General features: G+C 67.4%; 18 protein-coding genes. 11 read left to right on the top strand and 7 right to left on the bottom strand.

The features are described from left to right. Positions 1 to 44 precede the first annotated feature (44 nt). Positions 45 to 542: a PPOX class F420-dependent oxidoreductase gene (locus R8G01_11520; GenBank protein ID MDW3214622.1), complete on the top strand. Its 498-nt coding sequence runs from the start codon at positions 45 to 47 to the stop codon at positions 540 to 542. Between the two features lie 57 nt (positions 543 to 599). Here the strand turns inward: R8G01_11520 and R8G01_11515 are convergent, their stop codons facing one another. Both R8G01_11515 and R8G01_11510 read right to left on the bottom strand, forming a co-directional pair. Beyond that, positions 600 to 1697: a PLP-dependent transferase gene (locus R8G01_11515; protein ID MDW3214621.1), complete on the bottom strand. Its 1098-nt coding sequence runs from the start codon at positions 1695 to 1697 to the stop codon at positions 600 to 602. Positions 1698 to 1707: 10 nt separating this feature from the next. Beyond that, complete coding sequence (locus R8G01_11510) at positions 1708 to 2385, bottom strand: TetR/AcrR family transcriptional regulator C-terminal domain-containing protein (protein MDW3214620.1); 678 nt, start codon at positions 2383 to 2385, stop codon at positions 1708 to 1710. Positions 2386 to 2642: 257 nt separating this feature from the next. Between R8G01_11510 and R8G01_11505 the strand changes: the two genes are divergently transcribed. From R8G01_11505 to R8G01_11485, 5 genes are all read left to right on the top strand, one after another. Then, positions 2643 to 3638, top strand: coding sequence for an NAD(P)-dependent alcohol dehydrogenase (locus tag R8G01_11505; GenBank protein ID MDW3214619.1), 996 nt, complete (start codon positions 2643 to 2645; stop codon positions 3636 to 3638). Positions 3639 to 3816: 178 nt separating this feature from the next. After that, positions 3817 to 4473: a CDGSH iron-sulfur domain-containing protein gene (locus R8G01_11500; GenBank protein MDW3214618.1), complete on the top strand. Its 657-nt coding sequence runs from the start codon at positions 3817 to 3819 to the stop codon at positions 4471 to 4473. Between the two features lie 40 nt (positions 4474 to 4513). After that, complete coding sequence (locus R8G01_11495; GenBank protein ID MDW3214617.1) at positions 4514 to 4660, top strand: hypothetical protein; 147 nt, start codon at positions 4514 to 4516, stop codon at positions 4658 to 4660. A gap of 60 nt (positions 4661 to 4720) precedes the next feature. After that, a complete protein-coding gene (glgX, locus tag R8G01_11490) occupies positions 4721 to 6850 on the top strand; it encodes a glycogen debranching protein GlgX (protein MDW3214616.1) in 2130 nt (709 codons plus the stop codon). After that, entirely contained in the window at positions 6847 to 8223 is a 1377-nt protein-coding gene (locus R8G01_11485; GenBank protein ID MDW3214615.1) for a glycogen/starch synthase, read from the top strand. Before glgX ends, R8G01_11485 begins: the two co-directional genes overlap by 4 nt. Before the next feature lie 51 nt (positions 8224 to 8274). Here the strand turns inward: R8G01_11485 and R8G01_11480 are convergent, their stop codons facing one another. Beyond that, positions 8275 to 9072: an SDR family oxidoreductase gene (locus R8G01_11480; GenBank protein MDW3214614.1), complete on the bottom strand. Its 798-nt coding sequence runs from the start codon at positions 9070 to 9072 to the stop codon at positions 8275 to 8277. A gap of 238 nt (positions 9073 to 9310) precedes the next feature. Here R8G01_11480 and R8G01_11475 point away from each other — a divergent pair, with 238 nt between their 5' ends. Genes R8G01_11475 through R8G01_11465 form a run of 3 tightly spaced genes read left to right on the top strand, consistent with a single transcriptional unit; the run spans position 9311 to position 11756 of the window. Next, positions 9311 to 9922, top strand: a complete 612-nt coding sequence (locus R8G01_11475) for a carboxymuconolactone decarboxylase family protein (GenBank protein MDW3214613.1) — start codon at positions 9311 to 9313, stop codon at positions 9920 to 9922. After that, a complete protein-coding gene (locus R8G01_11470; GenBank protein ID MDW3214612.1) occupies positions 9919 to 10848 on the top strand; it encodes a dihydrodipicolinate synthase family protein in 930 nt (309 codons plus the stop codon). Before R8G01_11475 ends, R8G01_11470 begins: the two co-directional genes overlap by 4 nt. Beyond that, positions 10845 to 11756: a sucrase ferredoxin gene (locus R8G01_11465; protein ID MDW3214611.1), complete on the top strand. Its 912-nt coding sequence runs from the start codon at positions 10845 to 10847 to the stop codon at positions 11754 to 11756. Before R8G01_11470 ends, R8G01_11465 begins: the two co-directional genes overlap by 4 nt. Before the next feature lie 45 nt (positions 11757 to 11801). Here R8G01_11465 and R8G01_11460 read toward each other — a convergent pair whose 3' ends face one another. The 4 genes from R8G01_11460 to R8G01_11445 all read right to left on the bottom strand — a co-directional run bounded on the left by R8G01_11460 (position 11802) and on the right by R8G01_11445 (position 17310). Next, positions 11802 to 12596, bottom strand: a complete 795-nt coding sequence (locus R8G01_11460; protein MDW3214610.1) for an SDR family oxidoreductase — start codon at positions 12594 to 12596, stop codon at positions 11802 to 11804. A gap of 112 nt (positions 12597 to 12708) precedes the next feature. Beyond that, the gene (locus tag R8G01_11455; protein ID MDW3214609.1) at positions 12709 to 13848 is read right to left on the bottom strand and encodes an amidohydrolase family protein; all 1140 of its coding nucleotides are present in this window, start codon (positions 13846 to 13848) and stop codon (positions 12709 to 12711) included. Positions 13849 to 13939: 91 nt separating this feature from the next. Next, positions 13940 to 15055, bottom strand: a complete 1116-nt coding sequence (locus tag R8G01_11450; GenBank protein MDW3214608.1) for an alcohol dehydrogenase catalytic domain-containing protein — start codon at positions 15053 to 15055, stop codon at positions 13940 to 13942. Beyond that, complete coding sequence (locus R8G01_11445) at positions 15052 to 17310, bottom strand: xanthine dehydrogenase family protein molybdopterin-binding subunit (protein ID MDW3214607.1); 2259 nt, start codon at positions 17308 to 17310, stop codon at positions 15052 to 15054. Before R8G01_11445 ends, R8G01_11450 begins: the two co-directional genes overlap by 4 nt. 220 nt (positions 17311 to 17530) lie before the next feature. On the opposite strand from R8G01_11445, the gene R8G01_11440 reads away from it, so the two are divergent. Then, the gene (locus tag R8G01_11440) at positions 17531 to 19177 is read left to right on the top strand and encodes an amidohydrolase family protein (protein MDW3214606.1); all 1647 of its coding nucleotides are present in this window, start codon (positions 17531 to 17533) and stop codon (positions 19175 to 19177) included. 109 nt (positions 19178 to 19286) lie between these two features. Further along, positions 19287 to 20054: a GntR family transcriptional regulator gene (locus R8G01_11435; protein MDW3214605.1), complete on the top strand. Its 768-nt coding sequence runs from the start codon at positions 19287 to 19289 to the stop codon at positions 20052 to 20054. Positions 20055 to 20202: the final 148 nt, after the last annotated feature.

Here is a 20202-nt window from a genome sequence, read left to right as displayed (position 1 = left end):
TCACGAGTTGTGCCAGGCACAACTCGTGATGGGAGGATCGGGGCATGGTGAAGAAGATCCCGGCCGACGACCGACGTGCGCAGTACCGGGCGAGCGACGTCGAACTCGAACGCGCCGAGCTCGCCGAGCACCTCACCGGGCGTCACCGGTGGGTGTTGGCCACGACCCGGTCCGACGGGCGCCCGCAGATGAGCCTGGTGTCGGGTGGCATGATCGCCGACGGTCGCCTCGCGATCGCCACCTACCCGCAGCGCGCCAAGGCGAAGAACGCCCGCCGCAACCCGCACGTGTCGGTCGCCGTGATGGGGGAAGCGTTCGACGACGCGTGGGTGCAGATCGACGGCGACGCCGAGGTGCTCGACATGCCCGAGGCCTCCGACGCGTTCGTCGAGTACTTCCGCAGCATCTCCGGCGAGCACCCCGATTGGGACGAGTACCGACAGGCGATGGTCGATCAGGGCAAGTGCATCATCTTGATCACGCCGACCCGGTGGAGCCCGCTCAGCAAGGGCGGCTTCCCGCCGTCGCTGTTCGACGACTGACGGCCGAGTCGCCTGATCACGCGTTGTGCCTGGCACAACTCGTGATCCAACTCGTGATCAGGTGAGGGCGTTGGTGAGGTCGGACCAGAGGTCGTCGACGTGCTCGCAGCCGACCGACATCCGAACAAGCGTCGGCGGGATCCGCTCCTGACCGGGGATCGATGCGCGTCGTTCGACCGTGGTCTCGACCCCGCCGAGGCTCGTGGCGTGGTTGACGAGTTCGAGTCGGCCGAGCATCACGTCGCAGCGGGCGGCGTCGCCGTCGGTCTCGAACGAGAGCATCGCGCCGAACCCGGTCATGAACCGCTTGGCCGCCTCGTGTGTGTCGTGGCTCGGGAGCCCGGGGTAGCGCACCCGTGTGATCGCCGGATGGGATTCGAGCCGCTGCGCCAACTCCATCGCGTTGGCCTGCGCCTTGTCCATCCGGAGCCCGAGGGTGCGGGCACCGCGGATCGTGAGGAACGCCTCCATGGCGCCGATCGTCGCCCCGTACAGCAGGCGTCGCTGGTGGAACTCGTCGTACAGGTCGTCGCGGCGCACCATGAGTGCGCCGGCGAGCAGGTCGGAGTGGCCGCCGATGAACTTGGTCGCCGAGTGCATGACCACGTCGGCGCCGTAGTCGAGCGGCTGCTGGGTGAGCGGCGTGGCGAACGTGGAGTCGACGCCGACGAGCGTGGTCGCGGGCCGCGGAGCGCCGCAGATCGCCGGCAGGTCGGCGACGGTGATCAGCGGGTTCTCCGGCGACTCCAACCACACGAGATCGCAGACCTGGAGCGCGTCGATCCACGTGGCGGTGTCGGCCTGGTCGAGTCGGTCGACCGTCCACCGGCCCTGCGCCTCGCCCTCGGCGACGATGCCGGCCACGCCGTGGTAGGGGTCCTCTGGCACGGCGATGCGCGAGCCGACCGGGAGTCGGTGGAACACGGCGGCGACGGCCGCCATCCCCGACCCGAACGCGAGCGCCCGGCCGCCCTCCAACCCACCGAGCAGCTCCTCGAGTGCGTCGGTGGTGGCGGTGCCCTCCGAGCGGCTGTAGATGCGCTCGTGGGGCAGGAAGAAGTTGGACGCGAACACCGGGGGAACGTTGAGCGGATCACCGGCGACCCGGGTGCGTCCGGCAGCGATCAACCACGTCTCTGGCGTCCAATCCGGCATTCGAGGGAGGCTACCCCTGGGTCGCAGCTCGTTCGAGTCCGTCGAGGATCAGGTCGAGTACGAACCCGAACTCGTCGGGGTGCTGCTCGGTGTCGCGGTGGTACTGCACGTGGGCGACGATGTGTGGGAACACCTCGGGTGAGACCTCGGTTCGGAACCGTTCGAACATGGCTGCCTCGTCGGGGACCTGCGTCGAGTAGTTGATCTGCTGCTGGGTAAAGCCCTGGATGTGCATCGTGACGGCGTGGAACCCGAGGTCGGCGATGTCGTCGGGCAGGTCGGCGGTGTTCAAGAGCCGGAGCAGGTTGTCCATGTGCCGCCACCGGTTCGGCCCCGGCCAACGTTGCGGCAACATCGCGGCGGCCCAGCGGTGGCGTACGAGCGTCTCGTGCCACGACACCGCGATCTGGCGCACGGCACGTTTCCACGGCAGCTCCTCGGCCGGCAGGGCGATCTCGCCGGCGACGGTGTCGACCATCCCGTCGAGCAGGTCGTCCTTGTTCGCGACGTGGTTGTAGAGCGACATCACCTCGTAGCCGAGTTCCTTGGCGAGCTTGCGCATGCTGAGGCCCGATGCGCCGTGCTCGTCGGCGATCGCGATCGCGGTCGCGAGGATTCGCTCGCGGGTCAGCGGGGTTCGGTCGTTCTGGGACATTTCTCGTCGGCTCTCGTTGCTCAGGGGTTGCACTACGTACAGTGTACGTCTATGGTGGTCGACATGCAGAACTTACAGTGTACGTACCCTCTGGTCCACCGGTCGGCCCCCGTCGTCGATCTCGACCGCCATCTCGTGACCATCCGGCCGTGGATGACCCGTGCGGCGTCATGGTTCCGTGGTGCCGCTCGGGCGTCCGGCGGTCGCAACGCGAGCGCGTCGAACAGCGTCGCCGCGATCGGTAGGGCGCAGTACACGCACCCGGGTGCCGAGCTGGCACGCTGGTCGCGATGAAGGCGATCGAACAGCGCGGCTACGGCGGCCCCGACCAGCTCGAACTCCGCGACGTCGAGCGGCCTGAGCCGACCGACGACCAGGTGCTCGTCCGTGTCCACGTCGCAGCGACCAACCCGCTCGACTGGCACTTCCTGACGGGGACACCGTGGCTGCTGCGCCTGATGGCCGGCCTCCGCACGCCGAAGCAGCCACGACGGGGTGTCGATCTCGCCGGTGTCGTCGAGGCGGTCGGCTCGTCGATCACCGGGTTCGCTCCGGGCGACGAGGTGTTCGGTGGCGGCAACGGTGCGTTCGCCGAGTACGTCGTGTGCAAGGAGACCGCGCTGGCACCGCTGCCGGCCGGCATGACGATGGGCGACGCGGCGGCGATGCCCGTCGCCGCCGTCACCGCCCTGCAGGGCCTCCGCGACCACGCCGAGGCCGGCCCGGGGCGATCGATCCTGATCAACGGCGCAGGTGGCGGTGTCGGTAACTACGCCGTGCAGATCGCGAAGGCGCTCGGCGCCGAGGTCACCGCCGTGTGCGGCACGCACAACGTCGAGATCGTCCGGTCGCTCGGAGCCGACCGAGTGATCGACTACACCACGACCGACGTCGTCGCCGAGGCCGCCGCTTCCGGCCGAACGTACGACGCGATCCTCGACAACGTCGGCAACCGGTCGTTGGCCGACTGCCGCCGCCTGCTGACCGACGACGGTGTGCTCGTGATCGTCAGCGGCCCGAAGAAGAACCGCCTGCTCGGCCCCATCGCCCGTTCGATCAGGGCGAAGATCAGGTTCCTGATCGGCGGCCAGAAGGCCGTCACGTTCACCGCAAAGGAAACCGCCGACGAACTCGCCGCGCTCTCCCGGATGGTCGAGCAGGGCCAACTGCGGTCGGTGATCGACCGCACCTACCCACTGGCCGAGACCGCCGACGCGATCCGCTACCTCGCCGAAGGCCACTCCGAGGGCAAGGTGCTGATCGACGTGATCGACGAGGCCGGTTGATCGACACGCTCGTCGACGTCGCATGGTTGCAGAAGCACCTCGCAGATCCCGATCTGGTCGTGCTCGACTGCAGCGTCGAGATCACCGGAGCGATCGGTGCGATGAGTACCGCCAGGCGACGCCGCTTCGCCGCTCTGGCAGACTGCGGGTGTCAGACCGCCACGCAGGAGGACGCACCATGGCCGAACCACGGATCACGATCACGGCCGACGGTCCGTACCTCGTCGCAGGAGATGTCCCGCTCCGGCGGCGGGAGATCATCGTGTCCGAGCACGGCGAGTCGCTCGCGTGGCGGACGGGGACCGAGATCGAGTCGAAGGACCGGTACGCGCTGTGCCGCTGCGGCCAGTCGGCCAACAAGCCCTTCTGCGACGGCACCCACGCCCGAGCCGAGTTCGACGGCACCGAGACCGCACCGGCCGACACCTACGACGAGCGCAGCAAGGCGTATCCCGGTACGGGCATCACCGTGCACGATGACCGAGGGATCTGCGAGCACGCCGGCTTCTGTGGCAACAAGGCGTCGAACGTGTGGAAGATGGCACGCAAGACCGACGACACGATCGTGCGCAGCCAGGTGATGGCGATGATCGAACGGTGCCCGTCCGGGGCGCTCACCTACGAGGTCGAGGGCGAGACGGTCGAACCGGTTCTCCCGGTCGAGATCGACGTCATCACCGACGGCCCGCTGTGGGTGACGGGTGGTGTCCCGATCGAGCGCGCCGACGGACGACCGATCGAGACGCGCAACCGGGTCACGCTCTGCCGCTGCGGCGCCTCGGGCAACAAGCCGCTGTGCGACGGATCACACGCCGAGGTGGGTTTCCGCGGCTGACCACCGTTTGGTGCCGGGGCGGCGTGGGTACCGCGTCGACATGAGCGCAGCACCGAACGATCCCAGACCGCCGGCTTCGGACGAAGCCGTCCCGGAGCAGCAGACGACACCGGCCGGGCAGGTCGAACAGCTCGAGGAGTTGGCCGACGACCTCGGCGCCGAGGCGGGCGACCCACCCGACGCCTGACGGTTCGCCACTATCATGTCGTGACCCCTCGGCACGGGTCACGAGACCGGAGCGAACCCCATGGCCACCACAACTTCCGCAGCGACCTACGGCGTCCCGCACCCGCTCGGGGTGACCTACGACGGCGACGGCGTCAACGTGGCGCTCTATTCCGAGTCGGCCACGAAGGTGGAGTTCTGCGTCTTCGACGACGACGGCCGCGAGCAGCGGTTCGAGCTCCCGGATCACACCGCGTGCACCCATCACGGTTACGTCGCCGGGGTCGAGCCGGGGCAGCGGTACGGCTTCCGGGTGCACGGCCCGTGGAACCCCCACCACGGCGAGCGTGCCAACCCGGCCAAGCTCCTGATCGACCCGTACGCGCTCGCGATCGAGGGTGACGTCGTCGCGGGTGAAGCCTTGCTCGGGTACGACCCGGCCGATCCGCTCGAGCCCAACACCGACGACAGCGCGCCGCTCATGCCCAAGTGCATCGTCGTCGACCGGTCGTTCGACTGGGGTGACGACACGCCACCCGACACCCCGCTCCACCAATCGGTGTTGTACGAGGCGCACGTTCGCGGCCTCTCGATGACCCATCCCGATGTCCCGGTCGAGTTGCGCGGCACGTACGCCGGCATGGCACACCCGGCGGTCCTCGATCACCTCACGACACTCGGCGTGACCGCGGTCGAGCTGATGCCCGTGCACCACTTCCTGACCGAAGGGTTCCTCGCCGAACGCGGTTTCCGGAACTACTGGGGATACTCGACGATCGGCTTCATGGCCCCGCACAGCGCATACGCCGCGACGGGCCAGCGCGGTGAGCAGGTCACCGAGTTCAAGGGTCTGGTCAAGGCCCTCCATGCCGCGGGCATCGAAGTCATCCTCGACGTGGTCTACAACCACACCAACGAGGGCAACGAGCGCGGACCGTCGCTGTCGTTGCGTGGCATCGACAACGAGACCTACTACCGACTCTCGTACGACGACCGCAGCCGCTACGTCGACTTCACCGGGACCGGCAACAGCCTCAACGTGCAGCACCCCGCCGCGCTGCGGCTCGTCCTCGACAGCCTTCGTTACTGGGTCACCGACATGCACGTGGACGGTTTCCGGTTCGACCTCGCCACCACGCTCGGCCGCGACACCAACCATTTCGACCCCCGTTCGGCGTTCTTCGACATCGTCCACCAAGACCCGGTCGTCGGCCGCGTGAAGCTGATCGCCGAGCCGTGGGACGTGGGCCCAGGTGGTTACCAGTTGGGCAACTTCCCGCCCGAGTGGTCCGAGTGGAACGGCAGGTTCCGCGACGACATCCGTGACTTCTGGAAAGGCACACCCGGCGCACTGGGAGCGTTCGCCAGTCGGTTCACCGGCAGTGCCGACCTGTTCGACCGAGGCGGTCGCCGACCTTCGGCCGGCATCAACTTCGTCACCGCTCACGACGGCTACACCCTCGCCGACCTGGTCGCCTACGAGCGGAAGCACAATGAGGCCAACGGCGAGAAGAACCGCGACGGCCACAACGACAACCGGTCGTGGAACGGCGGTGCCGAGGGCCCGACGGCCGACGAGACGATCAACGAGAATCGCCGTCGACGTGTGCGTTCGATGCTGGCCACACTCGCACTGTCGCAGGGGGTGCCGATGATCTCGGGCGGCGACGAGATCGGTCGCACCCAGCACGGCAACAACAACGCGTACTGCCAGGACAACGAACTGTCGTGGCACGACTGGTCGGCGGTCGACGAGCATCTGCTCGACTTCACGAAGCGGCTCATCGCCCTGCGCGCGGCACACCCGGTCTTCAGCCGTCGCCACTTCTTCGAGGGGCAGCGTACGATGGGGAGCCAGCTCGACGACATCGGATGGTTCCGGCCCGACGGCGAGCCGATGCATCGCGACGACTGGCACGTCGACCATGCGAGGGCGATCTCGGTGTTCCTCAACGGCAACGCGATCGGTCCCCACGGACCGGAACCCGAACGTCCGCTCGACCGCAGTTTCCTCGTGATGTGCAACGCCGGCTCCGATCCGCTCGGTTTCACGGTGCCGGTCGGTCTGGGCGGGAGCCGATGGCGGGTCGTCGTCGACACCTCCGACCCCGATTCGATCGACGAGGTCATCGAGACGAGCGACGACTGGAAGGTCGAGGCATGGACGCTGGTCCTCCTCGAACGCGACGAGATCCTGCCGAGCGGCACATGAGAGTGCTCTTCGCCACCGCCGAGCTGCGACCGCTCGCGAGCGCCGGCGGCCTCGGAGAGGCCGCGGCAGGTCTGGCCGCCGGCCTGCGCGGGCAGGGTGTCGACGTGATCACGGTCCTGCCCGGGTACTCGGCGTTCGCGCTCGAGAACGAGGAGCACATCGAGCTCTCGGTACCCGACTGGGCGTCGCCCGCATCGGCTCGACTCGGTGATCACCCGGAGGCGGGTCGCTTGGCAGTCGTCGACGTGCCGGGCATCGTCCGGCCCGACCCGTACGTCGACGAACACGGCGAGGGCTGGGCCGACAACGACGCACGCTTCGCTGCCTTCTCGGCCGCCGTCGCCGCGCTCGCCCGTGCGCTCGACGTCGACCTCGTGCAGCTCAACGACTGGCACACCGCGCTGACGCCGGCGTTCCTCGGCGACGGCATCCCGACGGTGATGACGATCCACAACCTCGCCCACCAGGGGTGGGCGGGAGCCGACTGGCTGCATCGCCTCCCCAGCCACCGCGAGGCGTACTCGTGGGGCGACGCCGTCAACGGCCTCGCCGGAGCGATCCGACTCGCCGATCGTGTCGTCGCCGTCAGCCCCAACTACGCCGCCGAGATCACGACCGACGCGGCCGGCATGGGCCTGCAACAGGTACTGGCCGAGCGTGGCGGCGACCTGCGCGGCATCCTCAACGGCATCGACACCCGCGCCTGGAACCCGGCGACCGACGCCTTCGCGCCGCAGTTCGACGTCGACGACCTCACCGGCAAGACGACCGCCCGGGCGGCACTGATCGAACGTGCCGGGTGGGCCGACACCGACGAGCCGTTGGTCGTCATCGTCACGCGGCTGGTCGACCAGAAGGGTGTCGATCTCGCGTTCGAGGCGGCCCGGTTCCTCGAGGGCATGAAGGCACGCATGGTCGTCCTCGGGTCCGGCGACCCCCGGCTCGCCTCGTGGGGCGAGTGGTTGGCCGAGACGCAGCCCGACCGATTCTGGTTCTTCAACGGCTACGACGCGCCGCTCTCACACCTGCTGTTCGCCGGCGGTGACCTCCTGCTGATGCCGAGTCGGTTCGAACCGTGCGGTCTGGCGCAGATGCAGGCGATGGCATACGGCACGATCCCGGTGGTCACCGGCGTCGGCGGCCTGGTCGACACGGTCCGTGACGCCGACGCGCATCGCGACGGCACCGGCTTCGTCGCAGCCGCGCTCGACGAGAGCGGCGTGGTCGACGCGCTCCACCGAGGGCTGCGGGCCTGGCGCCACGCCGGCCGCCGCAAGGCGATCCAGCGTCGCGGCATGACCCCCGACTGGTCGTGGACCGACCCGGCGCGGGAGTTCGTCGACCTCTACCGCGAACTGGTGCCGGGGAGCTGAGCCGAGCCGGATACGCGATCGAGCGTTGTCGGCATCGACGACGAGCGAGTCCTACGAGCAGCGCGGATCGGGACCTCCGACGACTGCGGCGCGTGCAGCAGTGCTTCCCCCGTCGACAGGCAGAAGCACACCGGTCAGCACCTCCGCGTCGGGTCCCGCGAGGAATGCGACGCTGTTGGCGACGTCTTCTGGTGTCGCCAGCCGGGTCAGTTGCATGGCTTCGAGCGATGCGATCCGTTCGGCCGAGGCGTTGGCGTCCCTGACCTCGTGAAGAATGTGGCCGGGAACCACCGCGTTGCACCGAATTCCTCTGTCTGCGTAGTCGACCGCGATCGACCTGGTCAGCGCGTTGATCGCGCCCTTCGATGCTGCGTGCGCAGCCATGCCGGGGGTGCCGACCACGCCGGCGCGTGCGCTGATGTTGACGATCGAGCCTCGACCCCGTTCGGTCATCGTCGTCAGTGCCGCTCGGGTGACCCAGAGGCTGGTCGTCAGGTTGCCCGTGAGGATGTTGTCCCACGCTTCGTCGGTGATCTCGCCGACCGAAGCGTCGTCAGCCATGTCATCACTCGCGTAGGCGCTGTTGACGAGGATCGACAGTCGGCCGAATGTGCTCACGACAGCGTCGACCATCCTGGTCGCCGCGTCCGATGACGTGAGGTCGGCAGCGAAGAAGTCTGCCGTTCCTCCGGAGTGTCGAATGTCCGCCACCAGACGTGCCCCGCGCTCGTCGTCACGTCCGTGTACGGCGACGGCGGCACCCCGGCGGGCGAGCGTCAGCGCGATGATGCGTCCGAGTCCGCCTGTTGCGCCGGTCACGAGTGCGATCTCGTTGGTGAGCTGGGCCATGTTGACGTCCTCCTTGCAGCCTTCTTCAATCTACTATAAGTTTGCAAGTATCAAATTAATGGTGTGATGATGGAGCTTCCGTCCGCACCGGGGAAGCAGGGTGACATGACCAGAACAAGCCGCGAGCGGGGTCTCGTAGAGCGTCAGCAGCTCGATGACCTACGCAGTCCTGGACCACTGCGATGACATCGCCTGCAGCCCAGCCGTCGACCCTCCCTCTGATCGAGGCGGTGAGCTCATGAGCAACCTGGCGCCTCGCCCGCGTGAGGAACTGGCCGAGTTCGAAGGCTTCTTCCAGACCCTCGAGTCGTTGGCCGGCTATCTGCCCACTGCCTATCTGACCCTCGGACATCAGCCGGACTTTCTTCGGGCCATGACCGAGGTGTCTGCTGCGCTCAGGAAGATGAACGGCGTCGACCCGAGCCTCAAGGTGTTGATGAGCCATCTGTCGAGCAGCGCTGTCGTCTGCCGCTTCTGCGAGGCCCACACGGCAAAGACCGCGTCGAGCTTCGGTGTGTCCGACGAGAAGCTTCGCGCCATCTGGGAATTCGAGACGTCCGAACTGTTCACCGAGGCCGAGCGTGCGGCACTCCGGTTGGCGCTGGCGATGGTCCAACAACCGAGTGCGGTGGACGGATCGCACTTCGACGCCCTGCGTCAGCATTTCGACGACCCCCAGATCGCCGAGATGGTGATCACGGTGTCGATGTTCGGCTTCTGGAACCGATGGAACGACACGATGGAGACCGATCTCGAGGAACCGGTCTACAAGTTCGCATCTGCGCTGCTCTCCGAACGCGGGTGGGACGGGTCGCGGCACTACCACGGCGACTCCGACGCAGCACCATGACGCGTGCACCGTCGACCTTCACCTGCACCGTGACGCCGTTCGACGCTGCCGGCCGCCTCGATCTGGAAGCGTGGCGGTCCCACCTGGTACGGCTTGCCGCGTCCGGCATGGGCGTCTACGTCGGAAGCTCGTCGCCGGGCGAGGGGTACACCCTCGACGCCGACGAGACCGAAGCGCTGTACGGGGCTGCGGTCGATGCGGTCGGAGCAGACGTGAGCGTCAGGGCGATGGGCGTCGAGACACACACCGCGCTCGACTACCTCGAACTGGTTCGGATCGCCGAGGCCACGGGGATGCAGGCCATGCAGCTCTACTGCGTCGACAGCGGTCATGCGAACATCCCGACCGAACGCGAGCTCGAGTGCTACTTCCGCACGATTCTCGACGGTTCGACGATCGACTGCGTCGTGTCGAGCCACATCTACAACGGGTACGTCGTGCCGCTTCCCGTACTCGATCGGCTGCTCGTCGACTACGGCGACAGGATTCGCGGCATCAACGTCACCAATCCTGACGTCAGGTACGTGTCAGCGCTCGTTGACGTGGTCGACGACCGCTGCGACGTTCACGTCGGGGGACCGATGCAGGCGTTGACGATCCTCGCGCTCGGCGGCCAGGGCTTCCTCAGTACGGACGGCAACATCATTCCGGCGACGTGTGTCGACGTCGTGCGTTCACACGCGAACGGTGACCTGCGAGCCTCGCAGGCAGCATTTCGTGACGTGCTGCGCTTCTTCAGCGCCAATCGGTGGCCGGGAGGAAGCATGCGCTACCTGAAGACGGTGATGAGGGTGCTCGGTCTGCCAGGACACCACCTGCGGCCGCCGTTCCTCGAACTCGGGGACGACGAATGCAGTGAGGTCGAAGCGATCCTCGGCGCTCTCGACATCGACGAGTTGTCCGGCTTGCGTGGCGCTGGCGAATGACGACGATCGAGTGCCGGCCTGACGGAGGGATGCCGGTGCGCTGCTCCGACTGGACGCAGACGAATCACGTCGATCCCGTCGGTTCCGCCGGTCGAGCGGACACGATCGTCCTCGTGGAGACTCCCGGTCCGTGGCCGGCGGACATCAAGACCATGCCGGTGTTCGCCTCGGAACTCGGTCGGTTCACCACGGTTCTGGCGACCGAGGTCACCGTGCAAGATCCGGAACGCGCTTTGGTCACGATCTACCGTCGGCGCTCGTTGTCCGAACTCGTGGGAACCGATCACCTCGTCGACCGCTCGTCTCTGGTCGACGTCCTGCCGCGTCTCCTGAACGAGGACGAGTTCGAGTCCGGCGACCCAGCGCCGTTCGACGTGTTGGTCTGCGGCCATGGACGGCGGGACCGGTGCTGCGGGAAGCTCGGCGTGAAGTTACAGATGGTCGCGCAGACGAAGTGGCCCGCCGTTCGCATCCGACGGAGCAGCCATCTCGGTGGCCACCGATTCGCGCCGACATGCCTCACGCCCCACGACGGCCGCATGTGGGCGCACATGGACGAGACCGTGCTCGGCGCGGTCATCGAGGGATCGTGGCTCGATGCCGACGCTCGTCGGTACTACCGCGGTTCGAACGCGCTCGACCCGTGGGAGCAATCTGCCGAGCGGGAGATCGCCCTGCATGTCGGGACGTCGTGGGTCGACTGCGTGCTCGACGACGTGCACAGCGAGGTCGACGGTGACGCGCGTTGGCACGTGTCGATGTCGTGGCATGGTCCGCACGGCAACAGCCGGGCGGTCGCCACGGTCGCCGCCGGGCGCGTGGTCCCGACGCCGGTGTGTGGAGAGCCGATCGAATCCGCCACCAAGAGCTCTCGGGAGTTCTCGGTCGTGAGCCTCGACGTCGGTTGACCCGGGCGCGAGCCCGACCCTCGCCGCGCTCCGTCGGCAAGTTGCTCAAGCGATCGAGTAGCCGCCGTCGACGACGATCACGTCGCCGGTGTGGAAGGTGGCGCGCGGGTCTGCGAGGAATCGGGCGGCCGCGTGGAGGTCGGCCGGCTGACCCCACCGCCGGACCGGTGTCCGCCGCAACGTCGCCTCACGGAAGCGGTCGTACGCGGATCCTCCGAAGCTTCCCGACGGTGCAACCATGTCGGTGTCGGTCCATCCGGGTGCAAGGGCATTGCATCGGATCCCTGCGCCGGCCAACTCGACCGCGAGCGAACGAACGAGGCCCTCGACGGCCGGCTTCGCTGCTCCGTAGGCAGCTTTGCGCGGTGCGCCGAATCTCGACACGATCGATGAGACAGCGACCAGCGCACCGCCGTCTCCCTGGGCCACCATCTGACGCGCACCCTCGCGAAACGTGAGGAACACGCCGTCGAGGTCGACCGCCATGACCGATCGCCATTCCTCCATCGGCAGGTCGACGAACGGGACCTCCCGGCCGCCGATGCCGGCATTGGCGAACAGGGAATCGACCCGCCCGAAGCGCGAGACGGTCGCCGCCATGGCGGCGGTGACCTGCTCCTCGTCACTCACGTCGCACGAGACCGCGAGCGCTTCGATACCGAGTGCCTCGAGATGTGCGAGCGCAGCTGTGTTCTTGGTCGGATTGCGACCCCAGATCGCGACGCTGGCCCCGGCCGAGCCGACTGCTTCCGCGAGAGCGAGCCCGATTCCTCCGTTGCCGCCGGTGACGACCATCGTCAGGCCGTCGAACTCGCCGCCGGTCCCGGAGTCGTCCGTCATGTCGACCGTTCCGCGCCGGGACATCCGGCGCGAGGGTGATCGTCGGCCGGGGAGGTTCGCCGTGCTGGCACGACGGCGACGCGGTCGGCGCCCCTCCCCGGCTGCGACGACGTCACGGGTTGGGGAACTTGTAGAGGCGCTGTGCGTTCCCCTTGAGCATCAGATTCCGTTCAGCGAGCGGAACGCCGGCCATGGCAGCCATGGTCGGGGACCATGCGTCCGGGTAGTTCGAGCTGCCGTGTGGGTAGTCGCTCGACCAGAGCATGCGCTCGACGCCGATGTGGTGACGGTTGTCGATGCCGAACGTGTCGGTCACCCAGCTGAAGTGGACGTGCTCCTGGATGTATTCGCTCGGGAGCTTGGCCAGGTCGAACCGGAACCGATAGCGACTGAACCCGTCGTCCAACTGCTCCTTGAAGTAGGGGAGCCAACCGCAGTCCACCTCGGCGAACACGAGTTGCAGCGCAGGGAACCGGTCGAACACGCCCGAGAAGATCAGATCGATGAGGTGTGTCGTCGCTCCGGTGAACCGACCGGCTGCCGGCAGCGCGAGCAGGTTCTTCTGAACGGGCATCGTGTTCTTGAGGGAGACATGGATGTTGAGGGTGATGTTCCGCTCCTCGAGCGCAGCGAAGACGGGGTCGTCCTCGGGCTGTGGCGTGAGCTCGCCGGAGGGGTACGCCCCGATCACGAAGCCACCGGTCGATGGCCGACCCCCGACTCGCTCGATCTCGGCCAACGCTTGGTCGACGCCCCGATTGGGCAGGATCGGCAGGGCCCGGAATTTCCGGAGATCGTAGGACGCGTACTCGTGCAGCCAGTCGTTGTACGCCTGGACCTGGGCGAGGTGGAAGTCAGGCTCGGTCGTCGCGAAGATGGCGTGCGAGAGGCGCGGCGTCGGGTACAGCACCTCTGCGTCGACACCCGCCACCTCGATCTCCTGGACCCGTGCAGCCGGATCCCACCCACCGGTGCGGATCTCGTCGAAGCGAACCCAGTTCTGGCGCAGGCGCGGGTCTTGCCCGGCACACGCGTTCAGACCGATCGGCATCGGCCCGTCGAGCCCCTCGATCACCCACGCATCGCCCTGCTCGAACCGTTCGACACGCGGCACGCGATCCCGGAACTTGGCGGCCACACGACTGACCCAGAGGTCGGCCGGCTCGTTGACGTGACTGTCTGCCGAGATCAAGTGGTACGGATGGTGCTGGCGCTCTCGCCCGGCCTGGGCGTCCTGCGCCTCGGTGATCATGGTCACGGGTGTGTCTCCTGTCTGTGTCGGCCGGCCGCCATCGGCGCAGCCCGGTGTTCTACTAATCATTGTAATGTATGGGGGGAACGTGTCAAGGCGCGAATGAAATGACGCCGCGCACATTGGTGCCGGCCTTCAGGTCGTCGAACCCCACGTTGATGTCATCGAATGCGTACCTGCGGGTGATCAGCCGATCGATCGGCAGTCGGCCTGCTCGATACAGTTCGATCCAGCGCCGCACGTCACGCGCCGGATCCGGCCCTCCGATGACGGTGCCGGTGATCGACTTCTGCTGGGAAAGCAGCGCGTTCGGTGAGACCGGGATCACGTCGAGGTCAACCGCCGTTCCGCCGACCTGGACGACCACGCCGCCAGGACCGAGGCAGTTGACGGCGTCGATGTGGTGCGCTGCCCGAACTCGGTCGGGAGTCAGGAGCACGGCGTCGACACCGTTGCCGTCGGTGAGGTCGGCGATCGCTTCGACCAGATCGACCTGCGTCACATCGACCGTGTCGGTCGCGCCGAAGGTCGTGGCCATCGCCAGCTTGTCGGGGCTGACCTCGCTCACCACGACGCGCGCGGCGCCGGCGAGCACGGCGCCCATCACGGCCGATGCGCCGACCCCGCCGAGCCCGACGACGAGCACCGAGTCGCCCGGCCGGACACGAGCGACGTTCACTGCTGCGCCAACGCCGGTCGAGACCCCGCACGAGACGAGTGCGGCGATCTCCCACGGCACGTCGGCAGGAACCTTGACGAGGTGCCGCGCCGGAGTGACCGTGGTGGTCGAGAAACTGCCGAGACCCAGATAGGTGCCGATCGGCTCGTCCCCGGCGAACATTCTGAACGTCCCGTCGCGGAGGCGTCCGGACGGGTGCATCCCCGTCCGACAGAACGTCTTGAGGCCCCGACGACACGGCCCACAATCGCCGCAGGGGCCGATGAAGATCTGCACGACGTGGTCGCCCGGCGTCAGTCCGGTGACGCCGGGACCGACCTCGAGGACCTTGCCGGCCCCTTCGTGACCACAGACCGCTGGGGGCTCGACCGGGTAGTGGCCATCGAGCACGAATCGGTCCGAGCCGCACAGCCCGACGGCACCCATCTCGACGATGACCTCGCCGTCCTTCGGTGGGTCGATGCGGATCGTCTCGAGCGTGAGGGGTGACCCTGCTTCACGCAGGACGGCGGCTCTGGCGGTGGTCATGTGGATCGTGCCCTTCGGATCGCGCTCCAGACCGTTTCCGGCGACAGTGGCATGTCGATGTGACGGACACCCAGGTGCGCGACGGCGTCGATCACCGCGTTCTGGACGGCAGGGGTGGCGCCCACCGTGCCCGACTCTCCGATGCCCTTGGCGCCCAGCGGGTTGAGCGGGGAGGGCGTGACCGAGCTGCGCAGGTGGATGCTCGGCACGTCAGCCGCAGACGGCTTGGCGTACGTCGCGAACGACGTCGTCAACGGGGTGCCGTTGTCGTCATATTCGACCGACTCGAAGAGCGCCTGCGCAATGCCCGAGACGATCCCCCCGTGTAACTGGCCCTCGGCCAAGAGCGGGTTGATGATCGTGCCGCAGTCGTCGACGGCGTAGTACCCGACCAGGTCGACCCGACCGGTCTCCTCATCTACCTCGGCCACCGCCAGATGGGCCCCGAACGGGAACGACCCGCCGACCTGGGTCACCTCACCGCGTGTCGGGAGCCCGCTCGTGGTCCCGTCCCGACCGGACGAGAGGGCATGAATTTCGGGCCATGCGAGAGTTGAGTGCGGAACGCCGCGAACGCCGACGCCTGATTCGCCGAACGACACGATGTCATCCGGGCTCGTCTCCAACTGTTCGGCGACCAGCGTCGACACCTTGGTCCAGAATCGCTGGGCGGCGTCGTGGACCGAGCTGCCACCGAGCTGGATCGATCGCGAACCCTGGGTGCCGTGTCCCGATTCGACGAGCGCGGTGTCTCCCTGCACGATCCGGATCATCGACGCGGGGACGTCGAGTTCGGACGACACGAGTTGGGTGTAGGTCGTCGCGTGCCCCTGGCCGTGCGACATCGTCCCGACCGCGACGTCGAGTCGGCCCTCGGCCGTGATCCGAATCTCGGCGAACTCGGTGCCTCCCTGTCCGGCGGTGACCTCGACGTAGCAGGAAAGCCCGAGGCCGAGATGGCTGGTCCCATCGGTGAGTCGACGGCGACGTTGCTCGGCGCGGAGACCTTGGTAATCGCCGAGTTCGGCGACGAGGTCGAGGCATGTGCCGTAGTCCCCGGAGTCGTACGTTGCCCCGGTCGGCGTCGTGTACGGGAACGCGTCGTTCGGGATCAGGTTGCGACGTCGCGCCTCGATGGGATCGATGCCGAGGTCGCCGGCGACGAGGTCGAGCGCGCGTTCGATCATCGCGGTCGCCTCCGGCCGTCCGGCGCCGCGAAACGCGCCGGTGGGGGCGGTGTTGGTCACGATCGAGTCTCGGACCCAGGTCACCCGCGGGATGCGGTACACCCCGACGCTCATCAGCTGGGTCATCGCCGGCAGCAGTGCTCCGACCGTTGGGTAGGCGCCGCAGTCGCAGAACGCCCGGACGTCGAGGGAGTGCACCACGCCGTCGTCGTCGAACGCGAGCGTGACGTCGTGGCGTTGACCCCGTGCGTGCGCGGTCATGAGGTTCTCCGAACGGGTCTGGATGTACCGCAATGTTCTGTCGAGCAGGCGGGCAGCGGCTGCGACGAGCAGGTACTCGACCTCCCAGGCGGTCTTCGAGCCGAAGCCGCCACCCACCGCAGGAGCGACGACTCGCACCGCATCGGTCGGCAGGTCGAGCTCTTTGGCGAGATGGTCGCGCGTCCAATGGGGAACCTGCGTCGAGACGTGGACGGTGAGGGATGGCCCGGGCCCGGGGATCGACACGATCGCGAGTCCCTCCATCGGGGCAGCCGCCATCCGGTGATTCGTGGTCGAGAACGACAGACTGCGCATCCCGTCGGACACCGGCTCGGCGTCGACGTTGAACTCGTTGTGGATCGCGACGTTCGAGGGTCGACCCGGAAAGAGGAGCGGTGCGTCGGCGCGGGTTGCGTCGTCGGCGTTGACCACCATCTCGAGCGGTGTGATTCGCACCTCGACGACGTCGACCGCGTCGAGCGCCGCAGGCCACGAGTCGGCGACGACCATGGCGACGATCTCGCCCACGAACCTGACCTTGTCGGTGGCGATCGGCGGTCGCCGGAACTCGTCATCGACCAATGACTCGGTGAACGGCGGCAGGCTCGCCCTCACGTCGAGGTCGGATGCAGTGAGCACGGCTCTGACGCCGGGGACCTGAGTCGCCGCCGAAACATCGATCGATTCGATCGTGCCGTGGGCGAGATCTGAGCGCACGAAGGCGACGGCCAGCGCATCGTCGACGGCGAGGTCGGCGATGAACTCCCTGCTCCCGATGAGGAGTTCACGGTCTTCCTGTCGCCGCACAGCGGCTCCCGGATGCCCTGCTCTTGGTGTCCCTTCGGCTTCCACCAGCGGAGCCTTCCATTCGAATCAATTCATGTCAATCAATCAGCGCAATCAATATATGGAAAGCGGTTCGCCCGGTGCCAGCCCTGATGGTGCGGCGAATCTGGCAGGATGGCGTGTGTCGCAGTAATCATTGTAAGTTTTGGCCGTGCCTTCGGGTGCGCAGGAAGGAACTCACATGGACCTCGTCCTCCGTAATGCACATCTGTTCGACGGGACCGGATCGCCGGGTCGCGTCACCGACGTCGGGGTGCTCGACGGAAAGGTCGCCGCCATCGGCGATGTCGCGGCCGGTGACGAGGAAGTCGACCTCGACGGATTGGTCCTCGCTCCAGGCTTCATCGACCCCCATACCCACTATGACGCACAGGTCCTGTGGGACCGAGACCTCACACCCTCGTGCTGGCACGGAGTGACCACCGTGATCATGGGCAACTGCGGCTTCGGGATCGCGCCGACTCGTGCCGCCGATCGAGAGACGATCATGCGAACTCTCGAAAATGTCGAGGGCATGCCGTTCGCAGCGCTATCCGAGGGGATTCCATGGGACTTCACGACGTTTCCCGAGTACCTCGACGCGATCGAGTCTGGGCCGATCCGGCTCAACGTTGCGGCGATGCTCGGCCACACGCCGCTTCGCACGTTCGTGATGGGGGGCGACGCTTCCGAGCGTGCTGCGACCGCCGCCGAGATCGCGACCATGGCCGACCTGGTCAGCGAGGCGCTCTCGGCTGGTGCCGTCGGGTTCTCCTCGTCGCGCTCGGAGACGCACCTCGGTGCGTACGGCCGGCCCGTCCCGAGTCGACTTGCGACCCGTGCGGAACTGCAGACCCTCGTCGGCGTGCTCGGGAGCCGGCGACGTGGCACGTTCGAAGCGACTTGGGGGCCGGACTTCTTCGTGGAGGAGTTCGCCGAGCTCGCGGCCGAGGTCGATCGACCGATCACGTGGGCGGCGCTGCTCAGCATTGCCGGAAACCCCGACTGGGCGAACTCGCTGACGGAGCGCTCCCTCGCATCGGAGGGGACGGTCCATCCGCAGATCGCGTGCCGACCGATCGTCGTGCAGGTGACATTGGCCGACCCGTCTCCGCTCGCGAACGTGACGGGGTTCGATCGCGTGCTGGAGCTGCCTCGTGAACGGCGCGCCGAACTGTACGCCGACCCCGAGTGGCGCCGAGAGGCTCGCCGCAGTGTGCGGGAACGATGGGGCGACAAACTCGACCAGGCAACGATCGACGAGTCGTCGTTGCACGCAGAGATGGTTGGCGGTCTGACCTTGAGCGAGATCGGCCGGACGCGCGGGGGTGTTGATTCCTTCGACGTGATGCTCGATCTCGCCATCGCCGAGAATCTCGAGACGCGTTTCCGTGTCGTGATGATCAATGACGACGAAGATCAGGTCGCCGAACTCCTGCAGCAACCCCGGTTCCTGCTCGGCCTTTCCGATGCGGGGGCGCACACCAGTCAGCTGTGCGACGCCAACTACGCGACGTATCTGCTCGGTTACTGGGTTCGCGAGCGTGGTGTGTTGACCTTGGAGGAGGCCGTGCGCAAACTGACGTCTCATCCGGCCGAGGTGTACGGGATCGTCGGACGAGGCGTCGTCGCCGTGGGGGCTTGGGCGGACCTGGTCGTCTTCGACCCCTCCGAGGTGGGCGCCGGCCCGGCTGTCCGGGTCACCGATCTGCCCGGAGGCGCGGACCGCCTGGTCTCGCCGAGCGTCGGTATCCGCCACATCTGGGTCAACGGTGAGCCGATCCGCAGGGACGGTGACGACTTGGCGGAGCGCCGGCCCGGCCGAGTGCTGCGGGATCACGCGTCATGAGGGCGTGTCCACCGCAGGTGGCGCGGGTAGATCGTTCCGTCCACCGAACCGGAAGCGGTACACTCCCTGTCGGTCCGGCGTCGACTGCCCGGGCACAGCGACCGAACCCATGAGCCAACTGCGTCAACCCCGACTTGCCGATCTGGTGGCACGATCACTCCGGGAGCGGATCGTCGACGGCGACCTCGAAGACGGGGCGACGCTGCCGACGCTGGACCGACTCGTGACCGAGTTCAACGTCAGCGCTCCGTCGGTGCGCGAGGCGCTCCGGATTCTCGAGAGCGAAGGGTTGATCACGGTGCGTCGCGGCAACGTCGGTGGGGCGGTCGTGCACCGCCCGACCGCCGAAGGGGCGGCCTTCACGCTCGGGTTGGTGCTCCAGTCGCGATCCGTCGACATCGCCGATGTCGCGGTCGCGCTCGGTCATCTCCAAGCGCTGTGCGCACGCCTCTGCGCGCAGCGGCCCGACCGCCAGACCGCTGTCACGCCGATTCTCCAGGCTGCGCAGGACGCGGCGTTGGAATCGATGGACGAGGACGTGCGTCTGTTCGAGAGCCACGCACGAGGATTCCATCGGGCGCTCGTCTCGTGTTGCGGTAACCATTCGCTCATCATGTTGGTCGGGACACTCGAGGAACTGTGGTCACAGCAGGACGCGGCCTGGTCGCGTCGCGTGACGACCTCCGAGTCACCCGATCCGGAACTACGACGCGACGGGTTGAGTGCCCATCAGGAGATCCTGGAAGCGATCGACGCCGGCGACGCGTCTCGCGCTCTCATCTTGGTCGGTGACCACTGTGCGCATCCGGAGACCTACGGCGCCGCCGGGCTCGACGGACGCGTGGTCCGTGCCACCGACCGACTGCCTGATCAGTAGCGCCACAAACGAGTCCGGCGTTCGCGGACTCGAGTGTTTCGCGCTGCGATGATCGGTCGTCACTGCGATGATCGGTCGTCACTCGCGGTCGAGACCGTCGGGATGCGACCTGCCGCAGACGGCTCGATGCGAACGGTCGTCGGTCCTC

The sequence above is a fragment of the Ilumatobacteraceae bacterium genome (assembly GCA_033344875.1).
Classification (GTDB): domain Bacteria; phylum Actinomycetota; class Acidimicrobiia; order Acidimicrobiales; family Ilumatobacteraceae; genus Ilumatobacter.
Note: the sequence above shows the minus strand (reverse complement) of the source record. Positions and strands in the feature narration are given on the sequence as shown.

Excerpts from the sequence above, each read along its gene's own strand:
- R8G01_11520 (MDW3214622.1), top strand. The coding sequence starts at position 45 with ATGGTGAAGAAGATCCCGGCCGACGACCGACGTGCGCAGTACCGGGCG.
- R8G01_11515 (MDW3214621.1), bottom strand. The coding sequence starts at position 1,697 with ATGCCGGATTGGACGCCAGAGACGTGGTTGATCGCTGCCGGACGCACC.
- R8G01_11505 (MDW3214619.1), top strand. The coding sequence starts at position 2,643 with ATGAAGGCGATCGAACAGCGCGGCTACGGCGGCCCCGACCAGCTCGAA.
- R8G01_11500 (MDW3214618.1), top strand. The coding sequence starts at position 3,817 with ATGGCCGAACCACGGATCACGATCACGGCCGACGGTCCGTACCTCGTC.
- R8G01_11495 (MDW3214617.1), top strand. The coding sequence starts at position 4,514 with ATGAGCGCAGCACCGAACGATCCCAGACCGCCGGCTTCGGACGAAGCC.
- glgX (MDW3214616.1), top strand. The coding sequence starts at position 4,721 with ATGGCCACCACAACTTCCGCAGCGACCTACGGCGTCCCGCACCCGCTC.
- R8G01_11485 (MDW3214615.1), top strand. The coding sequence starts at position 6,847 with ATGAGAGTGCTCTTCGCCACCGCCGAGCTGCGACCGCTCGCGAGCGCC.
- R8G01_11480 (MDW3214614.1), bottom strand. The coding sequence starts at position 9,072 with ATGGCCCAGCTCACCAACGAGATCGCACTCGTGACCGGCGCAACAGGC.
- R8G01_11475 (MDW3214613.1), top strand. The coding sequence starts at position 9,311 with ATGAGCAACCTGGCGCCTCGCCCGCGTGAGGAACTGGCCGAGTTCGAA.
- R8G01_11470 (MDW3214612.1), top strand. The coding sequence starts at position 9,919 with ATGACGCGTGCACCGTCGACCTTCACCTGCACCGTGACGCCGTTCGAC.
- R8G01_11465 (MDW3214611.1), top strand. The coding sequence starts at position 10,845 with ATGACGACGATCGAGTGCCGGCCTGACGGAGGGATGCCGGTGCGCTGC.
- R8G01_11460 (MDW3214610.1), bottom strand. The coding sequence starts at position 12,596 with ATGACGGACGACTCCGGGACCGGCGGCGAGTTCGACGGCCTGACGATG.
- R8G01_11455 (MDW3214609.1), bottom strand. The coding sequence starts at position 13,848 with ATGATCACCGAGGCGCAGGACGCCCAGGCCGGGCGAGAGCGCCAGCAC.
- R8G01_11450 (MDW3214608.1), bottom strand. The coding sequence starts at position 15,055 with ATGACCACCGCCAGAGCCGCCGTCCTGCGTGAAGCAGGGTCACCCCTC.
- R8G01_11440 (MDW3214606.1), top strand. The coding sequence starts at position 17,531 with ATGGACCTCGTCCTCCGTAATGCACATCTGTTCGACGGGACCGGATCG.
- R8G01_11435 (MDW3214605.1), top strand. The coding sequence starts at position 19,287 with ATGAGCCAACTGCGTCAACCCCGACTTGCCGATCTGGTGGCACGATCA.